Source organism: Maribacter chungangensis (genome assembly GCF_042676845.1).
In the GTDB taxonomy this organism is placed as follows: Bacteria; Bacteroidota; Bacteroidia; order Flavobacteriales; family Flavobacteriaceae; genus Maribacter; species Maribacter chungangensis.
Genome location: NZ_JBHTHY010000003.1, coordinates 596,192 through 622,545, shown reverse-complemented (window position 1 = coordinate 622,545; position 26,354 = coordinate 596,192). Strand labels below are relative to the sequence as shown.

At 41.9% G+C, this 26,354-nt stretch carries 26 protein-coding genes; 1 reads left to right on the top strand and 25 read right to left on the bottom strand.

What is annotated here, in order from left to right:
- Nucleotides 1-29: 29 nt before the first annotated feature.
- From ACFQZJ_RS02640 to ACFQZJ_RS02575, 14 genes are all read right to left on the bottom strand, one after another.
- Entirely contained in the window at nt 30-1,370 is a 1,341-nt protein-coding gene (locus ACFQZJ_RS02640) for a DUF3526 domain-containing protein (protein WP_379932090.1), read from the bottom strand.
- A gap of 2 nt (nt 1,371-1,372) precedes the next feature.
- Nucleotides 1,373-2,821, bottom strand: coding sequence for a DUF3526 domain-containing protein (locus ACFQZJ_RS02635; protein ID WP_379932089.1), 1,449 nt, complete (start codon nt 2,819-2,821; stop codon nt 1,373-1,375).
- Nucleotides 2,822-3,020: 199 nt separating this feature from the next.
- Entirely contained in the window at nt 3,021-5,516 is a 2,496-nt protein-coding gene (locus ACFQZJ_RS02630; RefSeq protein WP_379932087.1) for a TonB-dependent receptor domain-containing protein, read from the bottom strand.
- Between the two features lie 100 nt (nt 5,517-5,616).
- Complete coding sequence (locus ACFQZJ_RS02625) at nt 5,617-6,312, bottom strand: ABC transporter ATP-binding protein (RefSeq protein WP_379932085.1); 696 nt, start codon at nt 6,310-6,312, stop codon at nt 5,617-5,619.
- Between the two features lie 781 nt (nt 6,313-7,093).
- Complete coding sequence (locus tag ACFQZJ_RS02620; RefSeq protein WP_379932084.1) at nt 7,094-7,285, bottom strand: DUF433 domain-containing protein; 192 nt, start codon at nt 7,283-7,285, stop codon at nt 7,094-7,096.
- A 131-nt stretch (nt 7,286-7,416) separates the two neighbouring features.
- On the bottom strand, nt 7,417-9,690 hold the full coding sequence (locus ACFQZJ_RS02615; protein WP_379932082.1) for a xanthine dehydrogenase family protein molybdopterin-binding subunit: 2,274 nt from the start codon (nt 9,688-9,690) through the stop codon (nt 7,417-7,419).
- 18 nt (nt 9,691-9,708) lie between these two features.
- Nucleotides 9,709-10,176: a (2Fe-2S)-binding protein gene (locus ACFQZJ_RS02610; protein WP_379932080.1), complete on the bottom strand. Its 468-nt coding sequence runs from the start codon at nt 10,174-10,176 to the stop codon at nt 9,709-9,711.
- Between the two features lie 113 nt (nt 10,177-10,289).
- Nucleotides 10,290-10,757, bottom strand: coding sequence for a putative quinol monooxygenase (locus ACFQZJ_RS02605; RefSeq protein ID WP_379932079.1), 468 nt, complete (start codon nt 10,755-10,757; stop codon nt 10,290-10,292).
- Nucleotides 10,758-10,775: 18 nt separating this feature from the next.
- The gene (locus ACFQZJ_RS02600; protein ID WP_379932078.1) at nt 10,776-11,393 is read right to left on the bottom strand and encodes a flavodoxin family protein; all 618 of its coding nucleotides are present in this window, start codon (nt 11,391-11,393) and stop codon (nt 10,776-10,778) included.
- Between the two features lie 14 nt (nt 11,394-11,407).
- Complete coding sequence (locus ACFQZJ_RS02595) at nt 11,408-11,857, bottom strand: nuclear transport factor 2 family protein (protein WP_379932077.1); 450 nt, start codon at nt 11,855-11,857, stop codon at nt 11,408-11,410.
- Nucleotides 11,858-11,865: 8 nt separating this feature from the next.
- Nucleotides 11,866-12,312 carry a nuclear transport factor 2 family protein gene (locus ACFQZJ_RS02590; RefSeq protein WP_379932076.1) on the bottom strand — a complete coding sequence of 149 codons (447 nt, stop codon included), beginning with the start codon at nt 12,310-12,312 and terminating at the stop codon, nt 11,866-11,868.
- A 114-nt stretch (nt 12,313-12,426) separates the two neighbouring features.
- Nucleotides 12,427-12,930, bottom strand: a complete 504-nt coding sequence (locus tag ACFQZJ_RS02585; protein WP_379932075.1) for a cupin domain-containing protein — start codon at nt 12,928-12,930, stop codon at nt 12,427-12,429.
- Between the two features lie 5 nt (nt 12,931-12,935).
- Nucleotides 12,936-13,676, bottom strand: coding sequence for a carboxymuconolactone decarboxylase family protein (locus ACFQZJ_RS02580; RefSeq protein ID WP_379932074.1), 741 nt, complete (start codon nt 13,674-13,676; stop codon nt 12,936-12,938).
- 22 nt (nt 13,677-13,698) lie between these two features.
- Nucleotides 13,699-14,514, bottom strand: a complete 816-nt coding sequence (locus ACFQZJ_RS02575; protein WP_379932073.1) for a hypothetical protein — start codon at nt 14,512-14,514, stop codon at nt 13,699-13,701.
- Between the two features lie 159 nt (nt 14,515-14,673).
- Between ACFQZJ_RS02575 and ACFQZJ_RS02570 the strand changes: the two genes are divergently transcribed.
- Nucleotides 14,674-15,585 carry a helix-turn-helix domain-containing protein gene (locus ACFQZJ_RS02570; protein WP_379932072.1) on the top strand — a complete coding sequence of 304 codons (912 nt, stop codon included), beginning with the start codon at nt 14,674-14,676 and terminating at the stop codon, nt 15,583-15,585.
- 35 nt (nt 15,586-15,620) lie between these two features.
- Here ACFQZJ_RS02570 and ACFQZJ_RS02565 read toward each other — a convergent pair whose 3' ends face one another.
- The 11 genes from ACFQZJ_RS02565 to ACFQZJ_RS02515 form a co-directional block, all read right to left on the bottom strand.
- The gene (locus ACFQZJ_RS02565) at nt 15,621-16,013 is read right to left on the bottom strand and encodes a group III truncated hemoglobin (protein ID WP_379932071.1); all 393 of its coding nucleotides are present in this window, start codon (nt 16,011-16,013) and stop codon (nt 15,621-15,623) included.
- Nucleotides 16,014-16,133: 120 nt separating this feature from the next.
- Entirely contained in the window at nt 16,134-16,628 is a 495-nt protein-coding gene (locus ACFQZJ_RS02560; protein ID WP_379932070.1) for a GTP-binding protein, read from the bottom strand.
- A gap of 8 nt (nt 16,629-16,636) precedes the next feature.
- Nucleotides 16,637-17,341, bottom strand: a complete 705-nt coding sequence (locus ACFQZJ_RS02555; protein ID WP_379932069.1) for a sulfite exporter TauE/SafE family protein — start codon at nt 17,339-17,341, stop codon at nt 16,637-16,639.
- Nucleotides 17,342-17,602: 261 nt separating this feature from the next.
- Nucleotides 17,603-18,046: a FixH family protein gene (locus ACFQZJ_RS02550; protein ID WP_379932068.1), complete on the bottom strand. Its 444-nt coding sequence runs from the start codon at nt 18,044-18,046 to the stop codon at nt 17,603-17,605.
- Nucleotides 18,047-18,154: 108 nt separating this feature from the next.
- The gene (gene ccoG / locus ACFQZJ_RS02545; protein ID WP_379932067.1) at nt 18,155-19,573 is read right to left on the bottom strand and encodes a cytochrome c oxidase accessory protein CcoG; all 1,419 of its coding nucleotides are present in this window, start codon (nt 19,571-19,573) and stop codon (nt 18,155-18,157) included.
- A gap of 166 nt (nt 19,574-19,739) precedes the next feature.
- Nucleotides 19,740-20,720 (bottom strand): cbb3-type cytochrome c oxidase N-terminal domain-containing protein, encoded by a 981-nt coding sequence (locus ACFQZJ_RS02540; protein WP_379932066.1) that lies wholly within the window; start codon nt 20,718-20,720, stop codon nt 19,740-19,742.
- On the bottom strand, nt 20,717-20,908 hold the full coding sequence (locus ACFQZJ_RS02535) for a CcoQ/FixQ family Cbb3-type cytochrome c oxidase assembly chaperone (RefSeq protein ID WP_379932065.1): 192 nt from the start codon (nt 20,906-20,908) through the stop codon (nt 20,717-20,719). Before ACFQZJ_RS02535 ends, ACFQZJ_RS02540 begins: the two co-directional genes overlap by 4 nt.
- Before the next feature lie 89 nt (nt 20,909-20,997).
- Entirely contained in the window at nt 20,998-23,199 is a 2,202-nt protein-coding gene (ccoN, locus tag ACFQZJ_RS02530; RefSeq protein WP_379932064.1) for a cytochrome-c oxidase, cbb3-type subunit I, read from the bottom strand.
- 6 nt (nt 23,200-23,205) lie between these two features.
- Nucleotides 23,206-23,409 carry a cbb3-type cytochrome oxidase assembly protein CcoS gene (gene ccoS / locus ACFQZJ_RS02525; protein ID WP_379932063.1) on the bottom strand — a complete coding sequence of 68 codons (204 nt, stop codon included), beginning with the start codon at nt 23,407-23,409 and terminating at the stop codon, nt 23,206-23,208.
- A gap of 77 nt (nt 23,410-23,486) precedes the next feature.
- Nucleotides 23,487-23,924 carry a hypothetical protein gene (locus ACFQZJ_RS02520; protein WP_379932062.1) on the bottom strand — a complete coding sequence of 146 codons (438 nt, stop codon included), beginning with the start codon at nt 23,922-23,924 and terminating at the stop codon, nt 23,487-23,489.
- An 18-nt stretch (nt 23,925-23,942) separates the two neighbouring features.
- On the bottom strand, nt 23,943-26,339 hold the full coding sequence (locus ACFQZJ_RS02515) for a heavy metal translocating P-type ATPase (RefSeq protein ID WP_379932061.1): 2,397 nt from the start codon (nt 26,337-26,339) through the stop codon (nt 23,943-23,945).
- Nucleotides 26,340-26,354: the final 15 nt, after the last annotated feature.

Genomic DNA, 26,354 nt, shown 5'->3' with positions numbered 1-26,354 from the left:
TTACCATGTTAATGAAAAAGTATTTCTCACTACAGCTTTTTCGCTACTACTGTACACAATATAAACATTAGAATGGAAGCTAGCACCAAGGGAGGTAGCGTTCCCAAACTGCTATGATTTACTTTCTGGTTGAAGTATTCTGGTTCAAATTGTTTCCAATCTATTTTGTCCCCGGATAGTTCCTCAAATATTGACGGGTAAAAGAACAAACGTAATTCTTCATGAAAATCACCAGTAGCATCTAAAAAGTTTAAATGTTGATGTAGGCTGGTTCCTGAAAGTTCATTGAATGCCAATTGCAAATGCATATTTGGTAAAAATGCGGATAATTGTTTGCTGGTATTTTCACGTTCATTTATTTTCTGGCGAAACGCCCTTGTATCTTTTAGTGATTCATCATCACCCATTTGCTGCATGGCGTAATACCATGTCCAGTTAAAGCCCTCTGTCGGGTATCCGAATTTTTGGAATTGTGGATAATGGTCGTAGAACTTTTTCAGGGTCTCTTTTTTATCGGTATCCCATTTAGTGTGGTAGCCGTCACGTTGACTTATCATGGTACTCAAAGCTTCCGGAACTGGATACTTGTTGGTTACATAAGCATTGATTCCTGCAGGAAACAATATGAGTAGTAGCAACCAAACTGATAATAGCAGCACGGCATTGAACCCAGAATTCTTTTTAAAGTTTATGACGAAAAAGCACAGCGTGAACCAAAATAAAACATACAAGGAAGATAGGAGGACGAACATCATAAAATTAGTATCCAACGGAATCGATAGTGCGATTTTCGCCGTGGTAAGCAATATCCCTAAAACAACATATATCAGTATCATCCGTACGGATAACTTTGTTAATAGATATTTTAGTTTTGATGGTGCCTGTACGGAAACCAAACGCCAAGTTCCGGTTTCAGTTTCTTCAGATAATAAGTTGAAGGTAAAAACGATGATTAAAAGTGGAAAAAGGTAAATCAACACGAAGGATAAATCGAGATTACCAGACTGTAAATTCATGGGGTTGACCAAATCGGTATCGTATCGTTGACCTTCCAGATTTTTAATGGTTATTCGCTGTACATTTGGGTTGATATCGCTTTGGCCGATCGAAAGTCCGGCAAGATGATTCGGAGGGTTCACAAAAGCGAATTTGAGGTAATACATTAGAAGTCCTAAATCGTCTTTATGTAATTCCACATTTCGTTCGATATGGCTTTTTTGATGGCTTTTGACCTGTTCGATAGCAGCTTTCTTTTGGGATAAAAATTGATGGCCTATGCCGATACTTATCGCGCCCAATATTAAGATGAGAACCACGCTTGCGATAACCGCCCGCGACCTTAAAAACTGTAAAAATAGAAGTCTGTACATGATTATATCGCTTTTGCTTTTTTAGAAAGATAGCCTAGTCCTAAAAAGGAGAACAATAGCCAGCCTAACAAAGAGAAAATACCTAACGAGGCTTCGTTTACTGAACTTTTCAAAGGCTGCATTTGATGCTCAAAATCTGCAAATTCCTCCCAATGTTCATGTCCGACAACATTGCTTTTTCCTTCGGAACTATTTACTGTAGCCCCTATATATTCCATTTGCAACTCGTTCATTTCCTGTGCCAATTGGTATCGATATGTTTCGGCCTGATTTTGAAAATCTACATAGCCTTTAAAATCAGTTCCTGTAAAGGCCATGGATATGGTCTTAATGGCAGCAAACGGATTTAATAATGCAGTAAACCGACTAATATTGTTTTGTTTTCTGTACACGTTTATCAAACTATCATGGTGCTTTTTGTAAAGCTTGGCACTTGTTTTCTCCCCTTCCCGCATTACAAAACCACCATAATTAAAGGGAAGTTGAGTTACAGAATCAACCTTATGAACAGCCAAAACCGAATCTTTCAAGTTTTTAAAATAAGGGTCGTTAGGGTCATGGCTATCTCCCTTTTTAATAACATCACGTTCTACCGCCGATTGAAAACTCAATTTTGAAGGGGTAGGATATACGGAACTTGCTATTGCCTGCGAAGTTTTTGGCACCAATACCACTAGCAACAACCAAATGCCCAACAAAGTAAGCAGTGCATTTTTTGATGACCTTGACGTGGTAGATACCGCAATAGTAATGAAACATAAAATGAGCAAAAAGAGTGCATACCCCAAGAACAGCAATAAAAAACGTAGCAATGAATCAGATGGGATAGCACTACTATCCCCAAAAAACAAAAAAAATAAAGTAGTCAAGACAATGGGTGCAAAGAATAAAAGTGCTAGAACAAACAATCCTAGGGATTTCCCGAGTAAAATTTCTTTCCATTGTGCACCTTGTGACAAGAGTATTTTCAAGGTGCCATTTTCGCGCTCGCCAGCCACCACAGAAAATCCTAGAAAAAACAAAATCAAGGGCAATACCAATTGTAACAGCATGGCCATACTCAACTCTCCGAAACGTAGGGTGCCTGTTGAAAATCCGGCATCAGAAAAATTGACGCTGTTCTGTCTATGAGCTTCCAAAAAAACGGCATTGCCCGTAAAACTTTCGATACCATAGTCGAACATGCTCAGCGGTTGTTTCATACGAAAAGCGAAAGAACCAAAATGTGCCATACGATGTGGATGTTTATCGGGATTGGCTTCCCAACTTTGTCGTGCTTTCTGCTGATGTTCCAACCGAATCGCATTTTGTTCCGAATAGTTATGAATACCACTAACCGACGCATAGGCAGTCAGCAGGATAAAAATCATCAACATCGCATAAATGACTTTCGCCTTAAAAGCATTTTTAAGGAAATATTTCGTAAATAGAAAGATGTTTGCCTTTTTCATTTTATATCAAATTTACTCGATAATCGAGATTTAAATGTTCCGAGGCTTGCCTCGAAACCCAAAGGTTGTTTTCCTGCGAATACCTCGTGGGCTTGCCCCGAGGTAGTTTGCCAAACTATCTGATGTTGCTATTCGTGGTTGTACTTTTCATAAAAGACCCACCTGCCTAGTTAGTAGACAGGTTGAGCTTTAATGATTCTTAGAATTTATAAGTTGCATTTAGCAAAAAGTTCCTTGGAGCTCCAGGGCCTAATCTCGAAGGATTAAGACCACCCAACCAATAGGTTTCATCAAATAGATTATTGATTTTAAGTGTCAATTGAATACCTGTATTATTCGGCTTATAAAAAACTGCCGCTTCACAAACGGTGTAGTTTGGTAATAATACCCTATTCGTATCGTAAGTAGGATTGTACCAGGTAAATCTTTCGGCCATATATTGAGCACCAAAACCTACACCAATGCCTTTTAAGGTGTTACCCATGAAATCATAACGGCCCCAGAAATTAGCATTATGTTTTGGAGCTCCTCCAATGGGTTGGTCAATAAACGCTACTATAGCATCTTCTACAATTACTGCATCTGAGAAACCATAAGATGCCGTAAGTTGAAAGTTTGGTGATATGTAACCCGATATATCCATTTCAAAACCGGTACTTCTTTGTTCACCTCGTGTGGTCAGGTTATCTAAATCATAGGTGTCACCCAGTAAAATATTCTTTTGAGTAATATTAAAAATGGCAAGGTTGGCAAATAATTTTCCGTTTAAGAACTCCCCTTTCGCACCAACTTCTGTTAAGCTACTTTCTAGAGGGTCAAACCTACTTGGTGAGGTAGACCAAAAGAAACCTTCAGCAGTTGGTGATAATGAAACTGTATTTGTGTGTGGTTGAAATCCTTCTAGATACGTTGCATATGCACTTATATCATTCGTAATCTCATAGGTTAAACCTATTCTCGGCACAAAAGCACTCGTTTTAAATTCCTCTTCATCTCCTTTATAATTGAAGACGTCATTGAACCACTCGTACCTTAAGTTCAGTAAAGCTGAAAATTTCCCCACCTTAAATTGGTTTTGAAGATAGATACCATCGGAGGTCGATAAATTTGCCGGAATTGATAATTGTGCAAGACCGTAATCATTAACATTTCTAGCACCGTTAAAAGGATTTTCTAAATCAAAAAAAGCTGCAGCAGGTTTCGGTATCGTGACACCGTCAACAACAATTTGTTGAAAATTATCAGCATTATCAGGGTCAAAATTAGACTGACCTCCCTCGACAGTTAAATATCTTCTGGCACGTAGAAATCCGGCTCCGATTTTTCGCTCCCAACGCGTACCATCATAGCCAACTAATATTTTATTGGTAATCTTATCACTTTTGATATCATAGGTAAAGAAGGTGCTGAAATTATTTGTTTCCCAAAATTGTTGTCTCTCATCATATCGCAATCGTGCTAGGGTAGGAATCACATTACCCTCAATATCGACCACGGTGCCCCCAACTCTATGTTCGGCCAGATCCTCATCCCAAGTTTGTTTCATGTACTGCGCATTGAAACCTAGGTTGTCCCCAAACTTTTTACTAAAGTTGGCCATGAAAATAAATTCTTTGTTTTTGTAATGGTCGCTTGATGCACCGACATTTCTTGTAATGGGAGTACTATTCAAATCAAATTCACCATTTATAGCTCCAAAAATGGGTTGGCCCCTATCTAAATTACCTTCCGCATCGCTGTAAATCATCTCTACGTTAAGTGATGTGCTTTCATTGGGGATATAACTTAAAGACGGTGCAAATAAAATCGCATTGTTGTTTACAACATCCCGAAATGAATCTGCCTCTTGAATAGCGGCATTAAAGCGATATAGCAAGGTTCTTGATGGGTTTAAAGGTCCGGTGAAATCTGCTGTAGCTCTTAAGGTTCCAAAACTTCCGGTTGTTAAGGAAACTTCACTACGCTTTTCAGTTAATGGTTTTTTAGTCACCATATTTACGGTACCTCCTGGGTCTGCACTTGAAAAAGTTACGGATGATGGTCCTTTTATGACTTCAACACGTTCAAGGTGTGAGGTAATGGGTTGTAGAAAATAATATTGGCGGGTGCGCATCCCGTTCAGGACTTGCCCATCATCTCCTTGAGTAATACCACGAATATTATAATGATTGTATAAGCCTGTAACCGCTACATTACTAACCGTTTTTACTGCATCTGGCAGTTGAAAAGCTAGGCGGTCTGTCATCAATTCTTTTGTTACGGAGGTTATCGCTTGCGGTAGTTCTTTATTTTTGATGGCGACCTTGGTTGCCGAAAATGAATAGTCGCTATTATAGTCGGTTCGAGCTCTTCCTATAACTTCAACATTTTGTAGGTTTTCCGCAGCCTCGATTAATACGATTGCTCCTAATTTGACTGTAGAAGGGGAATCTACATCAATGGATTGCTGATTGGATGCATAACCCAAATAACGAACTTCAAAATCGTAGGAGCCTTGCGGCACAATTAGTTCAAAGGCACCGTCTCCATCTGTAAGCACTCCGAAAGTATTGTCTGTATTGGTCAGGGACACGGTCGCTCCGAAAACCGGGTTGCCTTCTTGGTTAGTAACTGAACCCGATACTATGGTTTGGGCGTAGATGTTTCCTGTAAAACAAAAAAGGAATATTATGAATAGAATTCTTATGATTTTCATTTGTGTTTTATTTTGATTGTAACCTTGAAATCCATCCGATTAAAAAATAATACCCCCTTGAAGGGAAATGCTGTTTTCAATGGTTTCGATTCTTAGGTTTTTAAATTGTTTTTAAGTAGAGATCTTGTAGTTCGTTGGCATTAATGGCGTTCGTTTCAGATGTATACACCAAACGACCTTCTTTCATAATACCGATTTTTGTACCTACGTTTACAGCATTAAAGATGTCATGCGTCGCCATGAAGATGGATTTTCCCATTTGGCTCAACTCCTTACAGATTGCGCTAAATTCCACTGTAGCTTTCGGGTCAAGACCAGAGATGGGTTCATCCATGAATATGAAGTCCGCATTTTTGGAAAGTGCAATGGCGATACCGACCTTTTGCCGCATTCCTTTGGAATAGGAAGCTAACTTATTGCTATGTGCGGTTTCTTGAAGCCCCGCTTTCAATAAATACCCAGTCAACGCATCTTTAGAATATCGAAACCCAGCAATTCGACTGAAAAAATCAAGATTTTCTAATCCTGAAAGATTACCATACAATTGTACCACTTCAGGTATGTAGGCAATCATTTTTGAGGTAGCATTGCTATTCGGTTTTACCTCAACACCGTTGATTAGGGCCTTACCGCTGGTAGCGCCTATTAAACCGAGAAATAAATTTATTGTGGTGGTTTTACCGGCACCGTTTTGACCGAGTAAACAAAATATTTCACCTTGAGCAACAGAAAGGTTCAAATCGCTCAATGCTTCATGCCCACCATATCTTTTTGTAAGATTGATTGCTTCTAACATCTGAAACTATGTAAATTGTGAATAATAAATAGGGCACCCAACATTGCAATTGGACGCATACCTCAGAATTCTTGGCAACCATAGGAAACCAAAGATTCATTATACGAAGGAAAGATGTTAGACTACGGGAGGTCCTCGCTGATACTGCTGCTCTCGGGAAACAACAAAAAGTATTTCTACTATGCTTTGATCAAAATAGTAAGTGGGAAAGTCTAATTGAAACTCAAAAGAGCTTTGAACATACAGTTGTTGATCAAAGTAAAAACTACAGATTTGACATTCTGAATTGCCCTGAGTGGTTATATCGTCAAAATCGCTTTGAACGATATTTGTAATGTTCTGTGCATGCGTTTGAGAGTGAAAAAACAAAGCAATGGGTAATGACAACATGTATAGTGCCAAAATTCCTGCTACTATGTGCATTTTATTTTTCACGATTGCTAAAGTAAGATAATTTTTATTTTATCAACTTCTACTAATGTTATTTTTTAATGATTTTAATCGTTTACTCTTGTAATACGGAAGGATGAAATTGACTAAAAATAGCTCTTGCACGGACACACAATTCTTTTGGAACTACTTCGATTGATGTAGCGTTTTTAAGTACTGCTTGTTCTATAAAACGGCCGTTTTTAGGCAAAGTTTCGGCAAAGCGGTTTTTCTTTTCCTAAAGTGTCCCAATCTTGGTCTTTTTTAGTGGTTTCGATAATTGACCTTTTATGGGGCAATTTGCGCTAACGGTCTTAACAGAAGAAAATGGCGATCTTATGTTTATCGATAATCAGCCCCCAAATGCCAGGTAAGCATTTATCCTTTCCTCGTTCAGTTCCGGAAAATCCTCAATAATATCTTGCTTGCTCATTCCGTTCGAAAGCCTGTTCCATACATCATAGACCGAGATTCTAGTCCCGATTACAATCGGCTTTCCAAAACGGATTTCGGAATCTATTCTAATATGTTTCCTATAGTTCATCCTTTAAAATTGGCTTTTTTATTTGAAACTCAATACCAAAATTTCTTGAAGCTTTTTGGCATGGTTCCAGCGACCATGATTTTCATATCCACCTCAAAGGTTTTCAACTTGACAGGTTCAGATCTAAAGAGTTATCCCACCAATGGCGGCTTATCGACCGTAAATGGTTGTCGGTAATGGCGCCGTCCCGTAGCTTTAAATAGAGCGTTTGCCAAGGCTCCGAAAATAGGAGGGAAAGGCGGTTCGCCCAATCCCGTTGGGTCGATTTCGTTCTGTACAAAATGGACATCTATGGTTTTCGGTGCTTCGCTATATCGAATCATGCGGTAGGTATCAAAGTTTTTATGATCGGGAACTCCATTTGTGAACGACATTTCCCCGAACAGGGCATTTCCTATACCATCTACAATGCCCCCTTCTGCCATGTTGATGGCAAAATCAGGATTGATAACGATGCCACAGTCAATAGCCGCCGTTACCTTTTCCATTTTCGGGGTTTGCCCGTCCATGGACAGTTCGAGGACTTGCGCCACATAGCTATTATGACAGAAATAGGCCGAAACCCCTCGATGTATTCCTGGTTTTTCGCCGGTATCCCATCCTGATTTCTCCCGCACCAGTTTTAAAACACCGGCATAGCGTTCCGCTTCGTAATCATTATTTTCTCCAACTGGATTTTCAATGGCTCTTTCCAAGAGTTCCAGACGGAAATCGATGGGGTCTTTTCCCATCAGTTCGGCCAGCTCGTCCAAGAAGGATTGTTCGGCACCTGCGATAAAGTTGGAACGGGGCGCTCTGAATGCCCCAATGGTTATATTGGATTCCAATGCCCATCCCTCGGCCAAATAATTATCCACCGTTCCGGCAGGAAAACGATTGGCAGCGACCGGATGCTCCGGAATACCGCCCCCGCGAACATGAAAGCCGATCAGGTTGTTATCCTTATCCAAAGCAGCGCGGTAGGTTGCCGTGTAAGTAGGCCTGTATATTCCGCAGGTCATATCATCCTCACGGGTGTACATGAGTTTAACCGGAGCTTTTATCTTTTGGGAGATTACGGCCGCTTCCACCAAATGGTGGCCATAGGCGCGTTGACCGAAACCGCCTCCCATGCGGGTAAGGTTGATGTGTACATTTTCCTCTGGAAGTTCCAATCTTGAGGCCAAGGTGCCCGAAATCATTTCGGGAGCCTGAATGGGTGCATAAAGTACGGCCTCGGTTTCTGTAACATGGGCAAAACAATTGACCGGCTCCATACAGTTGTGGGCCAAATAGGGTGCCGTATAGGTGCGTTCCAAAATTTTATCGGCATTTTTAAAAGCCTTTTCCGGGTTTCCGTCCCTGCGCAATACATCCGCTTTTTTTTGGGACATTTCTTCCATTCTAAGATTGTGGGTTTCCGTACTTTCCAGACCTGCGGGCACCTTGACCGTGGTTTTGCCCCCCCTGAAACCCGCCATCACGAATTCGGAATCCGTTATCTCCTCCCATTCCGTTTTTAATGCTTTTTTTGCCTGTAATACCTCCCAAGTACTGTTTCCTACCACTACGGCCAGTTCGGTATGGGAAGCGGTATCAAAAAAGTTTCGTTCGTAATCCTCTTGTAATGTTTTTATGGTAAACACATCCTTAATGCCCGGCATGGACTTGGCTACGGAAGCGTTTACGGATTTAATTTTCATACCAAAGGGCGGAATTGCTACCATTGCCGTTAACATACCTTCCTCTTGTAAATCCATGGTAAACAAGGGCTTCCCCGTGATGATGTCCTTGGTATCGACATTCTTTTTTGAGGAGCCTACTATTTTAAAGTCGCTTACCTTTTTAAGCGGCACTTCTTCATCTTCGGGTAGCGTGATATTTTGGGCCAAAGCAGCCAAATCGCCATAACTTACTTGTTGTCCGCTGGCTTCATGAAATACGGTTCCCATATCCGTCGTTAATTCGGACAGCGGCACGTTCCATTTTTGGGCTGCTGCCAGCAACAACATTTGGCGTGCGGTTGCCCCTGCCACCCGAAGTCCGGGCCAGCCCCTACGTACGCCCTGACTTCCTCCCGTAAATTGGCGATCGAATTTTTCGGGATGGAAATTGGCCTGTTCCACGATGACCATTTTCCAATCAATATCCAGTTCCTCGGCCAAAATCATCGGCAATGAGGTTTTTACATTGGATCCAAATTCAGGATTTGGTGCCATCAGGGTCACGACCCCGTTTTCACCGATCTTAATATAACTGTTGAATTCGGACCATTCCTTGGGCATTTCCAAAGCCATATCCTCTTCGGGTATTGCTTTCGGCTTACAGGAGTTTAACCAACTGAAACCTATAATCAAACCGCCACTTGCCAAACCGGTATTTTTGATAAAGGCCCTTCTTCCTATGTTTGTTTTTACGCGTGTCATGATGCTGTATTTTTAGAATTAGGAATTGGTTTCGGTACCTGCAGCTAGTTGAACGGCCTTTTTAATTCTTATGTACGTTCCACAACGACAGATATTCCCGTTCATAGCGCTTTCTATTTCGGAATCCGAGGGATTCGGATTTTGTTTCAGCAACGCCGAGGCGGTCATGATCTGTCCCGCCTGGCAGTAGCCGCATTGGGGGACATCGATTTCCAACCAGGCCTTTTGTACGGGATGGTCGCCATTTTTGGATAGCCCCTCTATAGTAGTGATATTCTGTTCGGCCACCGAGGATACCGGTAATTGGCAGGAGCGTACCGCATTGTCTCCCAAATGGATGGTACAGGCCCCGCATTGCGCGATGCCGCAGCCGTATTTTGTGCCGACAAGTTTCAGGTGGTCACGCAGTACCCATAACATCGGTGTGTTGGGGTCTACATCCACCTCTTGTACGGTTCCGTTGATATTCAGCGTGAAGTTTGCCATAATATTTTTGTTTTAGAGACTGTCTTAAAGTTACTGATTTTATGTGATTTAGGAATTTAAATACTGTACCTTTTATGTTAATTTGTTTATAGTCAAATGTCTTTTTCCAATCCTCAGTCCCTATTCATCTTCTTGAAGATACTTGTCATGATTTCTTTGTCGATCGCCTCCATATCCACCAATTGCAATGATTTTACCATTGGGAGCGTGGACTCTTTATAATGTTTGAAATGCGGACTCTGCAGATGCGATTCATAGGCGGCCTTGTCCGAATAGATTTCCAACAAGCGGATCTGGGTCGGATGTTCTTTTTGGAACATAGGATAGATACAGATGACCCCTGGCTCCAATCTTACGGAGGCTTCCGCTTCGGCTTCCAAGATGGAAACATATTCATCAAGGTAATCCGCTTCCACTTCAATTTCGGCGATTCGGACCATCATGTTTTCCAATTCGAATGCTTGATTATCGGACTTCTCTTTTTGGCCGGAAACAGTAGCGGTCATCATACTACATAGTACTATTAAACAAAAATTATGTAAACCTAAATCTTTCATACCATTGTTATTATCGATTTTCATTTCTTTAAAATACAGTATTTAATCCTTTACCACTAGTATTCGTTTCAGCCATTTTTGAACTGCCTCCCTGACCTGGATTTCTCGTTTTCCCTTCATCACAAATAGAATACCGTCCCTTTCCACTCCGCCCTTTACCGAAAATTCATCCAAAATTGCGCTTTTGGGACTCAGTTTCCGTATTGTTTTTAAGCTACTGCCCAATCCGTAACCGGCATTGGTGTTAAAGGGAATGATTGTTTTACCCTTCAAATCGTTTTCGTTCAAAAAGCTTTTCATGGGCGGTGGTAGTTGCATGCCCCACGTAGGAAATCCAAAAAAGATGGTATCGTATTTCGCCATATCCACCTTCGTTTGCAAGGGAGGCAAAAATCCACTTTCATTTTCCTCGGCCACTTGTTTTATTATGGCATCGTAATCCTCCGGATAGGGATTCTGCAATTCCACGGCCACCAAATCGCCCCCGACTTCTTTTTGGATCATTTCGGCAACTGCCTTGGTATTGTTGGTGCGGGAAAGGTAGCGTATCAATGTCCTTTCGGGACTTTGGCAATTTGCAATTGCGCCAAACTTTTCCTCCTCTAGGTCGGCTAAGCCAATAGAAAGAAACAGGAAGCATATGGAGACGGTTAACTTCATGGTACTAAATTCATCTAATCCCGGGTAAGAAGTTTGCTAAAGGTAAGATCGGCCAATTGCCAGTTGTCATTTTCCTTTACATAGACTTCCGTAACCATAAAGGGATTGGTTACCTCGTTTCCGCCAACAACGGCCAGGAGCGTAATTCGGTTCCAAAGGATGGCCGTGTTTTCGTTCAACACTTCCACCATGACCTCATGCACATCCGCCTTTTTGTAGTGAATGCCGCCGCTCCTGATAATGTCCACCTCCCGATCCTTTCCCCAAGTACCGCCCATGTGCACGAACTTGGCCTTGTCATGGAAAAGTACGGACAAGCTATCGGCGTTTTTATCGGCCATCCATTGCCATTTTTGTTGAGAGCGTTCGGTTATTTCCTTTTCAATGTCCTTGGATTGGCCCATAGCCATTGGTGCGCTTAAAAAAGCAATCAGCACGCCTAAAATCAGTTTACTGTTCATCATCCTATTTTTTAGTGTTCAATTTTATGGGTATCCCGTACACTGCTAAAGGTCAGGTCCAACAATTTCCAATCGCCTGCTTCCTTTTTATAGAATTCCGTTACGGTAAACTCGTTTTTTACATCATTTCCCCTAACATGTGCAGTGAGGGTAATACGGTTCCAAAGTATGGCGGTATCGTCTCCGAACGTTTCTACAGCGACATCATGTACCTCGGCATTTTTGTACCAAATGCTTCCCGTTTTTATGATTTCCAGCTCTCGGTCCTTTTTCCACGAACCGCTCATGTGCACAAATTTCGATTTGTCGTGGAAAAGAGATGCCAGTTTATCCACATCTTTATTGGCCATCCATTGCCATTTTTGTTGGGATAGTACTTTTATTTGCTCTTCGATGCCTTGCGCAAAAGATGACGCACTTATTAGACTCAAAAAGATTGTGATTACTAAATATTTCATTTCTGTGTGTTTAAAAGTTATATGGTGTATTAAATTAATCGTTCTATAACCCAGTCGCAGTTTCTAGTGCGAGCGGTGAGATGAGTTGTAACGTGCTCACTGGTCCATTGCGTTCTATTTAAGGTAGTCTTCGTCCGAAACGGCCTCCAGCCATTCCGTTGGCCCATTTGCACTGCTTGAAATGGCCAATTGAATAAATGCGCTGTCGGTACTGGCCCCATGCCAATGCGGCAGGTTCGGCGGGCATTTTACGGCATCGCCTTTTTGCAAAACCCGTTTGGGGCTTCCTTTTTCTTGATAATACCCTTTGCCATCGACCACCAAAATAATCTGTCCCGAGGGATGGGAATGCCAGTGGGTACGTGCGCCCGGCTCAAAAGTGACGTTGCCCGCATACATTTGGTTTAAACTATCTGCACGCACGAGCATGCTTACATAGGCCGTGCCTGTAAAATTGTCGTTGGTTATTTTGTTCCCTTTGGAAAATAATAGGGGTGCTTTTGGTTCTACAACCTCAGCTTCTATTCCCATTGCTCTTTCTTTTGTAGTATTCTGCTCCTTGCAAGAAAGCAGCAACGCCATTATAAAAAATACAAGTAACCCATTTTCAAATCTCATATTGCTCATTTTTTAGTTTCCAATACTTCGTTCATGACTTCCTTGGCCGATTCCATTTTGGGCTTGTCCACATTTTTAGCCACTAACGACACCCACGCTTCCAATTGCTCCGGCGTAAACCCTTGGGATAAACAGATGTTCAAATGCGAGCGCAGCATGGGTTCCACGCCCCCGATGGTAGCTAACACGGAAACAGTGACCAGTTCCCGCTGCTTATAATCCAGCACATCGCGTTCAAAAACATCGGCGAACAGATGCTCCTTTAGAAAGACTTCGATAATGGGGGCGAACGCTGCATAATCCGCTGGCGGGCCATCCAATTTTCGTTGTATCAAGGTTTCCAAATTTTCTTTGCCCCGGTCGTATTTGGAGCGGGCGTCATCCATGACCGTGGCTTCCGCACCTGGCGTGTCCTGGATTCCTTTTTCCTTGCGCTGATCCAAAACCTTTATAAAAGTTCGCAGTCCCCGAAGGCTTCGCGGAAATCCGCAATAGGCATAGAGATGGACAAGCACTTCCTTGATTTCGTTGACGGTCAGACCCGCTTCCAGACCATCTTCCAAGGCCGTTTCAAGGTTCGCCAGATCACCTTTGGCGGTAAGTGACGCAATGGTTGTGATGCTTTTTTCGGACGCACTCAATTCTTGGGCCAAGGCATTGTCCTGGGCATGGCCACTATTATGGGAAATGCCCAGCATCAAAAACATTGGTAAAGCTACGTACCTACAAAGTTTTAAAATGGTCATTTCCATCCTGTTTTAAAGTTCATCAATTTTCTATGAGGCGCATCATTTTTCGCGATGCACATAAAATTTTATAGTTTAATAAAACCGTCCAAATAAAATCATCTTCGGGTGCTATTTCTGTGGCAAAGGCTTTGTTTACGATACCCGTGAGGGACAGGGGGAACTTTTTTTTCGAAAGCGTCAAAAAACCGGCCGTATAATAGCCTTTGTCATTATCCGAGGTCAAATAATAGACCTGTGGCGTAAAAGCAAGCTGTAATTTTTCCGATAGGCGCATTTCGCTAAACGTAGCGTTCAGCACCAAAAAATTCACTTGTTTTACCCCTTCATCAAATCCCCTTCCGTGAAGGTAGTACATTCCAACGTTCACCTTATCGGATATTTTGTAATTGGGCACCAGCTCCCCTGCCAGGTACCGGCGCGATTCCAGAATATGCTCCGTGGCTCCATTGCGAATTACTGGTACCGTCCTAAAATTAAGGGCGGGATGAATACCCGTTCGCAGACTGAACCGTTTTTTTTCAATGGCCCTGTAGCGAAACCAGAACAACATGGACCACGGTTTGCCTTCCAAGGCAAACCGCATATCGGGCTCAAAACTGAACTTTCCTTTTCTAAATTTCAAATCGACCAGCAAAGCAGGTTCGCCCAATGAAAAAGATGGTACCAGGGCAATGCCGTTATGGGTTACGCTCAGGGTGCCCTGAACCTCATCTAGAAAAGTTTCTTTTTCCTGGGCGCAAATCATCTTGGGGAATGTAAAGAACAAACCGATGACCACCCCTTTAAAAAGAAACCGGTTGGTTACTCGTATTATTTTGATTGCAAGAAATTTCATTAGTTCGCTTCGCAGATTTAAGATACCCAAAAGTATCTCATTGGGCCTGGCCATACACTACCCAGATTACGGATAAACCTACCAGAATTACGGATTTTGTAATTGCCATTTGATTTACTGGAAACCAATGCTCTATCTTTAGTTAAATTTATCGTTGAAATGAAGAACGTTTTAGAGATAAGGGCGGTATCGGATTATTGCAAACTGCGGCATTATGAAGTGTTGCATCCTTTGGTGAGCATTTTGGATTTTGATAAAATTGACTTGACCAAATATACCAACAAACCCTATGATGCCTTTCGCTATCATTGCTATGCCGTTTTCCTAAAGGATGCCAAGGGCTGCAAAATACATTATGGGGGCAAACCATACGATTATGACGAGGGTACCTTGGTCTTTATGGCGCCCGGACAGACGATAGAACTGGGTGGTTTTGACCCCGATTACGTGCCCAAGGGCTATGCCATGCTGTTTCATCCAGACTTGCTTTGGGGCACTGAATTGGGGAAAAAGATACATGGCTACAGTTTTTTCTCTTACTCCAGCAACGAAGCACTGCACCTTTCCACAAAAGAGCGCAAAGTGATTCTGAGCTTGATCGAAAAAATACAGTTTGAGCTGGAACAGAACCTGGACAAGCACAGCAAAAAATTGATCGTGGCCAACATAGAGCTATTTTTGGAGTATTGCACACGGTTCTATGACCGCCAATTCTTGACCCGTGAACTTGAGAATCAAGGTTCATTGGAGAAATTTGATACGCTGTTGAACGACTATTTTACATCCGATACCCCCAAAAAACACGGTACGCCATCGGTGAGCTTTTTTGCGGAACGGCTGCACTTGTCTTCCAATTATTTTGGGGACTTGGTTAAAAAAGAAACTGGCCTATCGGCGCAGGAATACATTCAAAACAAGTTGATCGAAGTGGCCAAGGAAAAGGTGTTCGATGCTTCGAAATCGGTCAGTGAAATAGCGTATGAACTGGGTTTTAAATATCCGCAGCATTTCAGTCGGTTGTTCAAACAAAAAACAGGGCATTCGCCGAACGAGTTTAGGATGTTGAATTGAAAACAGTACAATAGGCTTAAAATTACACGGCACAATTACTTCCTATTCTCAAACATTTTCATAAACAACATTGTACTCATTTTTTGTGCCCTGTTCTTGGCGATCCAGGCTACATCTCCCGTAAATAGCTCGTCTATGGTTTCAAACCATAGGTTCAGCCACAGCCCAAAGTGTTCGGAGGTTATGCTATGGTTCATTTTTTCGTCCACTTCCTGGTGGGCGGTAACGGGGTTGCCGTGATAAAGCCGTTTTAAAAAAAGTTGGGTTTCCCAGAAATCCGTCAACAGTTCTAGGTGGGCTTCCCAGTCCGTAATATTGCTGTTGAATATGGGGCCCAAAACCTTCTCTTGCCTTACTTTGGCATAAAAGGTCCTAACCAAGAGGGAAACATCTGTCCTATTTTTAATCAAAACCCTAACTTCATCCATTGGTAGTGGTATTTTATCTCGATTCAAACCCCACATTTTAAGAGCATACGGTACTAGAACACGTTGGGTGCCGTAGTCTGCCCATGGTGATTTGCGTCCTATTAGCTCACATATCCGTTGCTATTCATCTACAAGAACCTCCATCATAAAGGTGTGTAACACTTCCATCTGCGGCCTCCCTTTTCGTTTCCCCAACCGGCCAAAGATATATAGTCCTATCCATGTTAGCACTAACAGCACCATGAGTACTGTTTGAAAAAAATAAGGTTTGTCCAAGCTTGCACTAACATAAGCCCATATTGCCAGAACAATGAACAGGGTAGCCACTCCAAAATGCAAAAACATAAAAAATGTCCACAAGGTAGGATTGGGGCCAAAAAGCCCATACAATTTACAGTTCCTATCGTCTATGTCGTTAATTTCCAACTGTAATTGCGGTGTCCAGAAGTTGGTCTCCTTTTTATCGAATTTGATAAAAACATGATCTTCCATCCGTTTAACAACGATAGGTGGTTTTTGCGCTTGCTCAAAAGCCCCCAAAATTAGTTCCTTATCTCCAGAAAGCTCCAATTGGAACCTGGGTCTTAGAACGATATCATTAGGGATTATCTTCATAGCCTATTTCATGGATGACATTCTATTTGTGCCGAAACCGAGTCCAATACCGGACTGGGAGATACATAGGGAATACCCAATCCAAGCCCCCTAAGGATAAATAGGATTCCCATAAGCACAACAAATACCGGAATCAATTTTTGGATTTTCTGTTTCATACCGCCCTTTAAGAAACCGCTAAAATAAACGGCAGTAGTCATTAAAGGGACGGTTCCCAATCCAAACAAAACCATATACAGGCTCCCTTGGGCAACATCTCCCATGGCAATGGCGGCAAAAAGCGCCATATACACCAATCCGCAGGGAAGGAATCCGTTTAAAACTCCGATAGTCAAAAAAGTATCTGGAGTTTTCTTTTTGAGTTCTTGGCCCAAGCGGCTCTTGACCCTTGATATAATTTTATAGACAGGTTTGGAAAAATTGTATTTGGCAAAAGTTTTTGCAGGTATGAGTACCAATATAATCATTAAGGCTCCTATAACAATAGACAGTTTTTGTTGCATTCCAAAAACATAGAGCCCTTTGCCCAAAAGACCAAAAACCAATCCAATGATAGCATAAGAAAACAACCTGCCTAAATGGTACAGGGCTACCTGACCTGCTTTTTTTAACGGATTCTGCCTATCTACCGGAAGCATAAATGCAATGGGGCCACACATGCCAACGCAGTGCAGACTTCCCATAAATCCCAATAAAATGGCCGACAACAACATAGTTAGATTTTAGATATTAGATTTTAGACTCCAAACCTATCATAGGCAAGATTTACTAAGCGCTAAGATCACGACTTCAAATTTATTTTTTCAACAATTTAATACTTTCGTTAGAAGTTCCTTGCACATTATTCTAGCCCGCTATTTCAAGGGTTTAGCACATTTTACGAACTTTTGCTTCCTGACGAAACCCCTCCGTCTTCGGCATCTCCTCTTGAAAAAAAGGGGAGGACGTAATATTCAACATCTCACGTCTCACATCTAATACGTTATACTTTCCTTTTGTAAATAATCTTCGCCATCATGGCTCCAGGTTATTTTAATGTCCCAGCGACCATCTAACAAACGTTTGTCAGGTATGAGCAAATTTGCGTCGGATAAACTTACGGGTAAGTCAAAATCCAATTGCTTATTAGATGGTCTATATAGGGACACTGTTCCTTTTGCTTTTTTAAAATCGATGGTTGAAGGAAAATGTAAAATCAATCCTTCTCCTGTTTTTTCAAGGGTGACTTTTTCGTGCCTGTTGGCATTTACCTCGGCATTTATCTCGGTCTGATGATTCAAGGCATCCTTGTAATAGTCCTCCGTTACTAAATCATGATTGGCTTTATGGTCCACGTTCATCTGAATCACAAAGTATAGGATAAAGCTGATAAACGCGATAAAAGAAAGTACGATTGCGGTTCCCCAGTTAATTTTCATAATTAAAATTTTTATTTATTTCCCTCGCAGGAGGGATACTATTTTTTATTAGCGATGGTACTGAGAAAATTCCTTTTTTACATTTTACCTATTACTACCGCTTACGGACTAATCAAAACTTCGAGGTGCCAAGAACGCGGTCAAGGTAGTTTCTATTAATTTATCACCGCTATACACCCCGATCTTCACTTTTTCCTTATCACTTTTTACGGCGGCATTACTTATTTCTATAAACAAGGTTCCTTCTGCCCTACCTTGGGCAGGAACAAGGAATTCTTCCTTGCGTACCATTTTTATTTCTCCCTTATGTGACAGCAATTTAAAGCTAACGTCGGCAACCGTATCCGTGGTCTTGTTCAACAACTTAAAAGTATAAACGTTGCTTATAATATCGCCTTCTTTGTGTTCGTACAGTTGCCCGGGCAACCTTAGAATATTCGCTTCCAGATCGTTTCTCAAGAACAACATACCTATAAGAATTCCGGTAAGGATCAACAAGACTGCAGTATAGCCTTTAAGCCGAGGCGTAAACTTGAATTTTTCTTTCTTGGTTATTTCGTCCTCACTGGCATATCGTATCAAACCTTTGGGCAGGTTTACCTTTTCCATAATGGTATCGCACTCATCTATGCACGCCGTACAGTTTACACATTCCAACTGTGTTCCGTTTCTAATGTCTATTCCCGTTGGGCACACGTTTACACATTGGAAACAGTCTATACAATCGCCGTGGCCCAAGGCCTCCCTATCCTCGTTCTTGCGCCATTTTTTTCTCCCGTTTTCAGCTTCTCCCCTTTTGTGGTCATAAGCTACAATTATGGATTTATTATCCAATAGCACCCCTTGCATTCTGCCATAAGGGCAGGCAATAATACAAACTTGTTCCCTGAACCATGCAAAGACCCAAAAGAAAACCGCGGTGAAGATCAACAGCGATATAAAAGTACTTAAATGTGCAAGTGGGCCGTTGGTAACATAGGCCATAAGCTTGTCGCTGCCTATTAAATAGGCTAAAAATATGTTTGCAATAAGAAAAGAAATGATAAAAAATATTGTCCATTTTATCGTTCTCTTTCTAATTTTTTCGGCATTCCAAGGCTGCCTGTCCAGTTTTATTTGCGCACCTCTATCACCATCTATCCAATATTCGATCCTACGAAAGACCATTTCCATAAAGATAGTCTGTGGACACATCCACCCACAGAAAATACGACCAAACGCAACGGTAAAAAGTGCGATAAAAATAACCCCGATAATCATCGATATCACGAACAGATGAAAATCCTGTGGCCAAAATGGAAATCCAAATATATTGAAACGGCGTTCCAGCACGTTGAACATTAAAAATTGGTTTCCGTTAATTTTTATAAAAGGTGCCGTAAACAGAAACGCCAACAAAACGTAACTAACATATTTACGATAGTTGTACCATTTACCGCTTGGTTTTTTTGGAAATACCCAAGCTCGTTTTCCTTCTTCGTTTATGGTGCCTATAGTATCCCTGAAACTTTCTTGATCCTGTGCCATTGGTCCTTTATTTAAAACAAGTTATGAAGGGAAGGTTGTTTTTTGACTTGGTGGTGACCGGGTCGCTCTTTTCTATGTACGCAACCCTATTATCTATTATGTAAGACCTTGCCTTTGGTTGGGACAAGGTCTTTGATCTTTAGGTATTATTTTTCTAACTATCGGCCTATTCAATAACCGATTCCGTAGCATCGGTAGTTTCTTGGATTTCCAAGGTTTCTACTTCTACCTCTGGTTTAACCGAATCTACGGCAGGTGCTTCTGTTTTCATATTCGGGTCTATCCAAATATCCCCTTCCGCTTCTTTAGGGTTTGCCGCAGTTTTTCCTTGAAAGGTAAGGACGTAACTGGACACTTGTGCCATTTCCAAGGGCTTTAAACTTTGTTTCCAAGCTACCATTCCCTTACCGGCCCTACCGCCCTCGGAAACCGTATTGAATACATTTTTGATTCCGCCGCCCAAGATCCAATTTGCATCGGTCAGGTTCGGTCCAATTCCTCCTCCACCATCTGGCATGTGGCAGGCTACACAACTGGCTTCATATATGGCCTTACCTGCGCTTATATCGGATGCATCGGTCAATAATTCTACCGTATTCACGTCTACCAAGTCTTTGGCCGTTTTTTTGTATTCCTCTATTTCTGCTTGGGCTATTGCCACCTCCGTAAGGTATTCGGTATCTTGGTCATAGTCGCCCAACACGTGAAACCGCACCATATAGGCTATCCCAAAAATTATCGTAGCATAGAACATGTACACCCACCAAGGTGGAAGTTTATTGTCCAATTCTCGTATACCGTCATAGTTGTGATCCAGGATAATCTCTGTTTCCGCTTCCATGGGCTTGGATCCCAACAATTTGTTGTAGGTCTCTTTTCCCCAGGTCCATTCCCATTTTTTGGAGGCCGATGCCATATAACGTTCCTTTGCTTTTTCCGAAAGGGTTTGGAACATAACGTTTTCTATAGCGGCCAAAATAACCTCTATCCCTATTAATAACAGCAATACAAAAACGAGGAATAGGGACGCAATCGGATAAGCGATGAAGGCCGGTTGATCTCCGGAGTCAATGAAATACTCCATTAATCCAAAAACCGTAAAAAATAGAAGTGGAACTCTTATCCACCAAGGAGACATGTTTTTCATAAGTCTATGTTTTGTTGGTTGTTTTTATCTAGTGGAATTTCACTCATTTCTTTTATGTGTTCCTTGGATGCGGTAAACACCCAAGCAAAAAGCCCTACAAAGAAGATGAAGAAAATCAAGAGGGATATCATAGGATAGGTGGCGACCCCATCTATACTTTCCATATATCCTTTTACAAATTTTAACATGATATTTTAGATTTTAGAGGCAAGAATCAAGAGACAAGACTCTTTGTTTTGGTCTTGGCTCTTGGCTCTAGACTCTTGGTTCTTTATTTCTATTTGTTTTCCGAAATCAGTTCGTCCGTTTCTTTTATTTTAATATCGGTTCCAAGACGCTGTAAATAAGCGATCATGGATACAATTTCCCTATCACGCATTTCCACGAACTCGCTCCCGTTTTCCGCGGCACGTTTTTTGGATGCTTCGTAACTACTGGCAAAATCCGGATCGGAGTACAGGTTCTTTTCGATCTTGGTCGCCTGTTCGTCCATAAGCGCATCCGCGTTTGCTATATCCTCATCGCTGTAAGGTACGCCCAAGGTCACCATTGCTTTCATCTTGGTCTGAACGTTACTGCGATCGTGCTCGTTGTTTATCAACCAGGAATAGGATGGCATTATAGAACCGGACGACGTACTTTGTGGATCGTAAAAATGGTTAAAGTGCCAGTTGTCCGAATATTTTCCGCCTACCCGTAACAAATCCGGTCCGGTACGTTTGCTCCCCCATAGGAACGGGTGATCGTATACGAACTCCCCTGCTTTGGCATACTCGCCATACCGTTCCACCTCACTACGGAAGGGGCGTACCATCTGCGAATGACAGCCTACACATCCTTCACGAATATAAAGGTCCCTTCCTTCCAACTCTAACGGAGTATAGGGTTTTACACTGGTTATGGTGGGGATATTGGATTTTACCAAAATGGTAGGTACAATTTGGATGATACCTCCAATTAGTATGGCTACGGTAGCCAAAATTGTAAGTTGAATTGGCTTACGCTCCAACCAAGTATGGAAGGTTTCGCCAGCCGTCCTCTTGCTTGACACTCGTGTAAGTGCAGCTGCCTCTGCAAGTTCGTCTTCTACTTTTTGTCCGCTTCTAATGGTTACGACAACATTGTATACCATAACGAGCGCACCGATAATGTACATACTGCCACCAATGGCACGCATCCAGTACATAGGCATAATCTCGTTAACGGTCTCCAAGAAGTTCCCATAAACCAAAGTACCATCGGGGTTAAAATCTTTCCACATTAGGGCTTGTGTAAAGCCTGCAACGTACATTGGGAGCGCATAAAGGATAATACCCAAGGTACCGATCCAAAAGTGGAAGTTGGCCAGGCCGTTGGATGCCAATTTGGTTTTGAACATTTTTGGCACCAACCAGTAAATCATACCAAAGGTCAAAAACCCGTTCCAAGCCAAGGCGCCAACATGTACATGCGCAATGATCCAATCGCTAAAGTGGGCAATTGCGTTTACGTTTTTCAAGGACAGCATTGGCCCTTCAAAAGTGGCCATACCGTAACCGGTAATCGCTACTACCATAAATTTTAGGGTAGGGTCGGTACGTACTTTGTCCCAAGCACCACGCAAGGTCAATAAACCGTTTATCATACCACCCCAAGACGGAGCGATAAGCATTACGGAAAAAGCAACACCCAAGTTCTGGGCCCAATCCGGTAAGGCAGAGTACAACAGGTGGTGAGGTCCCGCCCAGATATAAATAAAGATCAAGGACCAGAAGTGAACAATGGATAGTTTATAGGAGTATACCGGTCTGTTGGCCGCTTTGGGTACAAAGTAATACATAAGACCCAGAAACGGTGTCGTTAAGAAAAAGGCTACCGCGTTGTGTCCGTACCACCATTGCACCAAGGCGTCCTGAACCCCGGCGTATACCGAGTAACTTTTTAAAGCAGCAACGGGAAGCTCCAAACTATTAAAGATGTGGAGTACCGCAACGGTTACAAAAGTGGCCAGGTAAAACCAAATGGCGACATATAAATGCCGCTGCCTTCTTTTGATCATGGTGCCGATAAGGTTTACACCAAACGCTACCCAAACCAAGGCAATAGCAATATCAATAGGCCATTCTAGCTCGGCGTATTCCTTAGAGGTCGTGTACCCCAAAGGCAGGGTAATGGCCGCTGCAACGATAATCAATTGCCAGCCCCAAAAATTAAAATTACTGAGGAAGTCGCTAAACATCCTTGCTTTTAGCAACCGCTGCGTAGAATAGTAGACCCCGGCAAAAATGGCATTACCTACAAATGCAAAAATAACGGCATTGGTATGTAAAGGCCGCAAACGGCCAAAACTTAACCATGATATACCGTCCGTTATGTTGGGAAACATAAACATAAATGCCAGCAAAAGGCCGACGGACATCCCCACGATTCCCCACAGCATAGTGGCGTAGATAAACTTTTTTACGATCTTGTTATCGTAATAGAACTGTTGTACTTCCATAGTTGATTAATTAGTATGTTCTTTTTTGCTGTCAAATGTAGGTAGGTGTTCACCCACTTGTGTTTTCACAATTTCGTCCTCAAAAAGCATGCGAACGGATGGCGTATACGAATCATCGTACTGTCCGCTTTTTACCGAAAAAATAAAGGCTATGAAAAAGAGTATAGCTACTGCTATACTTATTGCTAATAAAATATAAATTACGCTCATACCTACCTAAATTCTGGTGTAAAACTAATGGGATGCCAAAAGAATAAATATGACATTTGTCAGGTTTGCCGATTATTTTAATTTTCTACCGTTTTTCTTTGCCCAATTTGCGCCTCGCTTTCTTTTATAATGGATACAAGAGCGGCTATGATAATGAGGTTTTTAATTATATACTGGCCCACCAATGTTAAAAAAATAGGATACCCGTTAAAGGAAATGGCATTGAAAAAGAAAAGCGGGGCAAAGGTGCATACCAAATGCCCCAAGGCTATTATCGCAATTTTTTTCGGTTGAATATGTAATAAAAAACAGATTCCAATACCCACTTCGAGCAAGGCCAAGAGAACAATAGAAACATCGGCAGGGATAATACCTAAGGTCAGTTTTGTGATCGTATCCGTTGCCAAGCCTTCCGCAGGACTTAATTCGGGAAAAAACTTCAGCGCTCCGAACCAGAGGTAAATAATACCGATCGAAATTTTCAATAAACTGTTTTGCCTTAATCTTTCCATCATTTTAGTTTGGTTTAAAGGTTAATTCAGTTTTCTACCTAACATATTGGTCGTAAGGGTTGCGAAGCCAACCACGCTTATAGAGCTCAACGGCATTAGAATGGCAGCTATTACGGGCTCTAACTGCCCTGTAACCGCAAAATAGAGGCCAATAACATTATAGGCCAAAGACAGCATAAAGCTTAGTTTAATGATTTTCATCGCTTTTTTGGATGCCAATATATACGCATATAGCTGTGTGAATTTAGAGGCGTCCAGTATACCGTCACATGCGGGTGAAAACACATTGATGTTCTCCGATATGGCAATACCCACTTCCGCTTGTGCCAAGGCACCTGCATCATTTAGACCATCACCGACCATCATCACTTTCTTACCTTGTTCCTGGAGCGCATCTATAAACCGCAGTTTATCCTTAGGTTTTTGGTTAAAATATAAGGGCGTAAGTTTGGGGAGCAAGGCTTCCAATCGTACTTTTTCGCCCTCGTTGTCCCCTGATAGAATAGCCAAGCTCAAAGTGTCGCCCATGGCTTTAAAGACCTCTGCAACACCGGCCCTGTATTCGTTGTGAAATATATATTTTCCCTTGTAATCGTTATTATTTGCAATATGTACCGCTGTATCCAAGGAGTCTTTATACTCGGGATTTCCCACAAAATCTGCCGAACCTACCTTTAGATGATCCGCCCCCTTGCTAGCTTCCAGTCCTTTGCCCAAATGTTCGTTATATTGATCCAACGTAATTATGTTCTGTTCCGCTAAAATAGCGTACAAGGTTCTGCTCAACGGATGGTTAGAAGCGCGCAAGGTGTTCTTTAAGAGCGATTCCTCCTCTGCGGTAAGGGGCATGCCCTCATAGGTAGCCGTACTTTTTTGCACCGTAGTAATGGTTCCTGTTTTGTCAAAAATTGCCGTATCTATCTTTGCGAGTTGTTCTATGGTCTGCGTGTCCTTTAAATAAAACTGTTTTCGTCCAAAGATGCGAAGCATGTTCCCCAGTGTAAAGGGAGACGCCAAGGCAATGGCACAGGGGCAGGCAATAATCAAGACTGCGGTAAAAACGTTCATGACCTTAGTGGGGTCTTGGTAGAGCCAAAAGGCCGATGCCGTAAAGGCGATAGAAAGCACCCCAATGGTAAAACGCTTACCTATACTGTCCGTTATGGTCTGGAAACGGGTAGCTTTATCGGTCTGAAAAACGGCATTGCTCCACAGTTGTGTCAAATAACTTTGGGAAACCGATTTCAAAGCTTCCATCTCCATAGCGCCCTGTACCTGTTTTCCGCCAGCGAACAGCTTATCTCCCGAAGCTTTTTTTACAGGTTCCGATTCACCGGTAACAAAGCTATAATCCAGTCTTGCGTTCGCACTGATTAAAATACCGTCGACCGGAATTATTTCCTCGTTCCGGATCAGCAACCGGTCTCCTTTTTCAATTTCATGCACCTGCACGCTTTCTTCCTTTCCTAGTTTTGAAATTCGCGTTACCGCAATAGGGAAGTAGGACTTATAATCACGTTCAAAAGAAAGAAAAGAATACGTTTTCTGCTGAAAAAACTTACCCAGCAACAAAAAGAAAACCAAACCGGTAAGGGAATCGAAAAAACCTGGGCCCCAATCAAAAATAATTTCCAAGGTACTTCTAACAAAAAGCACAAAAATACCCAAGGCAATGGGCACATCTATATTCAATATTTTAGAACGAAGTCCTTTATATGCCGATATAAAATAACCCACTCCCGAATAAAACACTACTGGCAACGAAAAAATAAACATCAACCAACGAAACACGTTTTCATATTGATTGAGCCAAAATTCCCCACCCGATGCGGCACTGGAAGAAAGGTCAAAATAATCTGGAAACGATAGGAACATAACGTTCCCGAACGCAAATCCCGCAATACCTAGCTTGTAGATCAAGCTCCTATCCTTGCCCTTTTTATCATTGTCAAAATCGTCTAAGGAGATATAAGGTTCATAACCGATACGGGATAGAAGTATGGCCACTTCCTTTAAAGAGGTTTTACCGCTATTATAAGTGATACGCACCGTTTTTTCGGGAAAATCTACCTGCGAGCTATTTACAAACGGATTAAGTTTATTTAGGTTTTCCAGTATCCAAATACAGGAACTGCAATGAATATGGGGAATGTAGAGATTGGTAATTTGAAGATCACCATCGTTAAACTCCGTTAGTCTTTCAATAATAGCAGGAGTATCGAGAAAATCGTACTTTCCTTCAATCTCCGTTGGAGTGGCTCCCGCCCCTTGTTGTATATCATAATAATAGGACAGATCATTGGAACTAAAAATCTCGTAAACGGTTTTGCATCCATTACAACAGAAGTTTTTTTCATCAAATTCAATTACCGCGCTGCCACAGTCATCACCACAATGGTAACAGTTGTGTTTATCCATAACAATATGCTTATA

Bases quoted from the DNA above. Each gene is read 5' to 3' on its own strand.
- ACFQZJ_RS02640 (WP_379932090.1), bottom strand. From the start codon at position 1,370: ATGTACAGACTTCTATTTTTACAGTTTTTAAGGTCGCGGGCGGTTATC.
- ACFQZJ_RS02635 (WP_379932089.1), bottom strand. From the start codon at position 2,821: ATGAAAAAGGCAAACATCTTTCTATTTACGAAATATTTCCTTAAAAAT.
- ACFQZJ_RS02630 (WP_379932087.1), bottom strand. From the start codon at position 5,516: ATGAAAATCATAAGAATTCTATTCATAATATTCCTTTTTTGTTTTACA.
- ACFQZJ_RS02625 (WP_379932085.1), bottom strand. From the start codon at position 6,312: ATGTTAGAAGCAATCAATCTTACAAAAAGATATGGTGGGCATGAAGCA.
- ACFQZJ_RS02620 (WP_379932084.1), bottom strand. From the start codon at position 7,285: ATGAACTATAGGAAACATATTAGAATAGATTCCGAAATCCGTTTTGGA.
- ACFQZJ_RS02615 (WP_379932082.1), bottom strand. From the start codon at position 9,690: ATGACACGCGTAAAAACAAACATAGGAAGAAGGGCCTTTATCAAAAAT.
- ACFQZJ_RS02610 (WP_379932080.1), bottom strand. From the start codon at position 10,176: ATGGCAAACTTCACGCTGAATATCAACGGAACCGTACAAGAGGTGGAT.
- ACFQZJ_RS02605 (WP_379932079.1), bottom strand. From the start codon at position 10,757: ATGAAAATCGATAATAACAATGGTATGAAAGATTTAGGTTTACATAAT.
- ACFQZJ_RS02600 (WP_379932078.1), bottom strand. From the start codon at position 11,393: ATGAAGTTAACCGTCTCCATATGCTTCCTGTTTCTTTCTATTGGCTTA.
- ACFQZJ_RS02595 (WP_379932077.1), bottom strand. From the start codon at position 11,857: ATGATGAACAGTAAACTGATTTTAGGCGTGCTGATTGCTTTTTTAAGC.
- ACFQZJ_RS02590 (WP_379932076.1), bottom strand. From the start codon at position 12,312: ATGAAATATTTAGTAATCACAATCTTTTTGAGTCTAATAAGTGCGTCA.
- ACFQZJ_RS02585 (WP_379932075.1), bottom strand. From the start codon at position 12,930: ATGAGATTTGAAAATGGGTTACTTGTATTTTTTATAATGGCGTTGCTG.
- ACFQZJ_RS02580 (WP_379932074.1), bottom strand. From the start codon at position 13,676: ATGACCATTTTAAAACTTTGTAGGTACGTAGCTTTACCAATGTTTTTG.
- ACFQZJ_RS02575 (WP_379932073.1), bottom strand. From the start codon at position 14,514: ATGAAATTTCTTGCAATCAAAATAATACGAGTAACCAACCGGTTTCTT.
- ACFQZJ_RS02570 (WP_379932072.1), top strand. From the start codon at position 14,674: ATGAAGAACGTTTTAGAGATAAGGGCGGTATCGGATTATTGCAAACTG.
- ACFQZJ_RS02565 (WP_379932071.1), bottom strand. From the start codon at position 16,013: ATGGATGAAGTTAGGGTTTTGATTAAAAATAGGACAGATGTTTCCCTC.
- ACFQZJ_RS02560 (WP_379932070.1), bottom strand. From the start codon at position 16,628: ATGAAGATAATCCCTAATGATATCGTTCTAAGACCCAGGTTCCAATTG.
- ACFQZJ_RS02555 (WP_379932069.1), bottom strand. From the start codon at position 17,341: ATGTTGTTGTCGGCCATTTTATTGGGATTTATGGGAAGTCTGCACTGC.
- ACFQZJ_RS02550 (WP_379932068.1), bottom strand. From the start codon at position 18,046: ATGAAAATTAACTGGGGAACCGCAATCGTACTTTCTTTTATCGCGTTT.
- ccoG (WP_379932067.1), bottom strand. From the start codon at position 19,573: ATGGCACAGGATCAAGAAAGTTTCAGGGATACTATAGGCACCATAAAC.
- ACFQZJ_RS02540 (WP_379932066.1), bottom strand. From the start codon at position 20,720: ATGAAAAACATGTCTCCTTGGTGGATAAGAGTTCCACTTCTATTTTTT.
- ACFQZJ_RS02535 (WP_379932065.1), bottom strand. From the start codon at position 20,908: ATGTTAAAATTTGTAAAAGGATATATGGAAAGTATAGATGGGGTCGCC.
- ccoN (WP_379932064.1), bottom strand. From the start codon at position 23,199: ATGGAAGTACAACAGTTCTATTACGATAACAAGATCGTAAAAAAGTTT.
- ccoS (WP_379932063.1), bottom strand. From the start codon at position 23,409: ATGAGCGTAATTTATATTTTATTAGCAATAAGTATAGCAGTAGCTATA.
- ACFQZJ_RS02520 (WP_379932062.1), bottom strand. From the start codon at position 23,924: ATGATGGAAAGATTAAGGCAAAACAGTTTATTGAAAATTTCGATCGGT.
- ACFQZJ_RS02515 (WP_379932061.1), bottom strand. From the start codon at position 26,339: ATGGATAAACACAACTGTTACCATTGTGGTGATGACTGTGGCAGCGCG.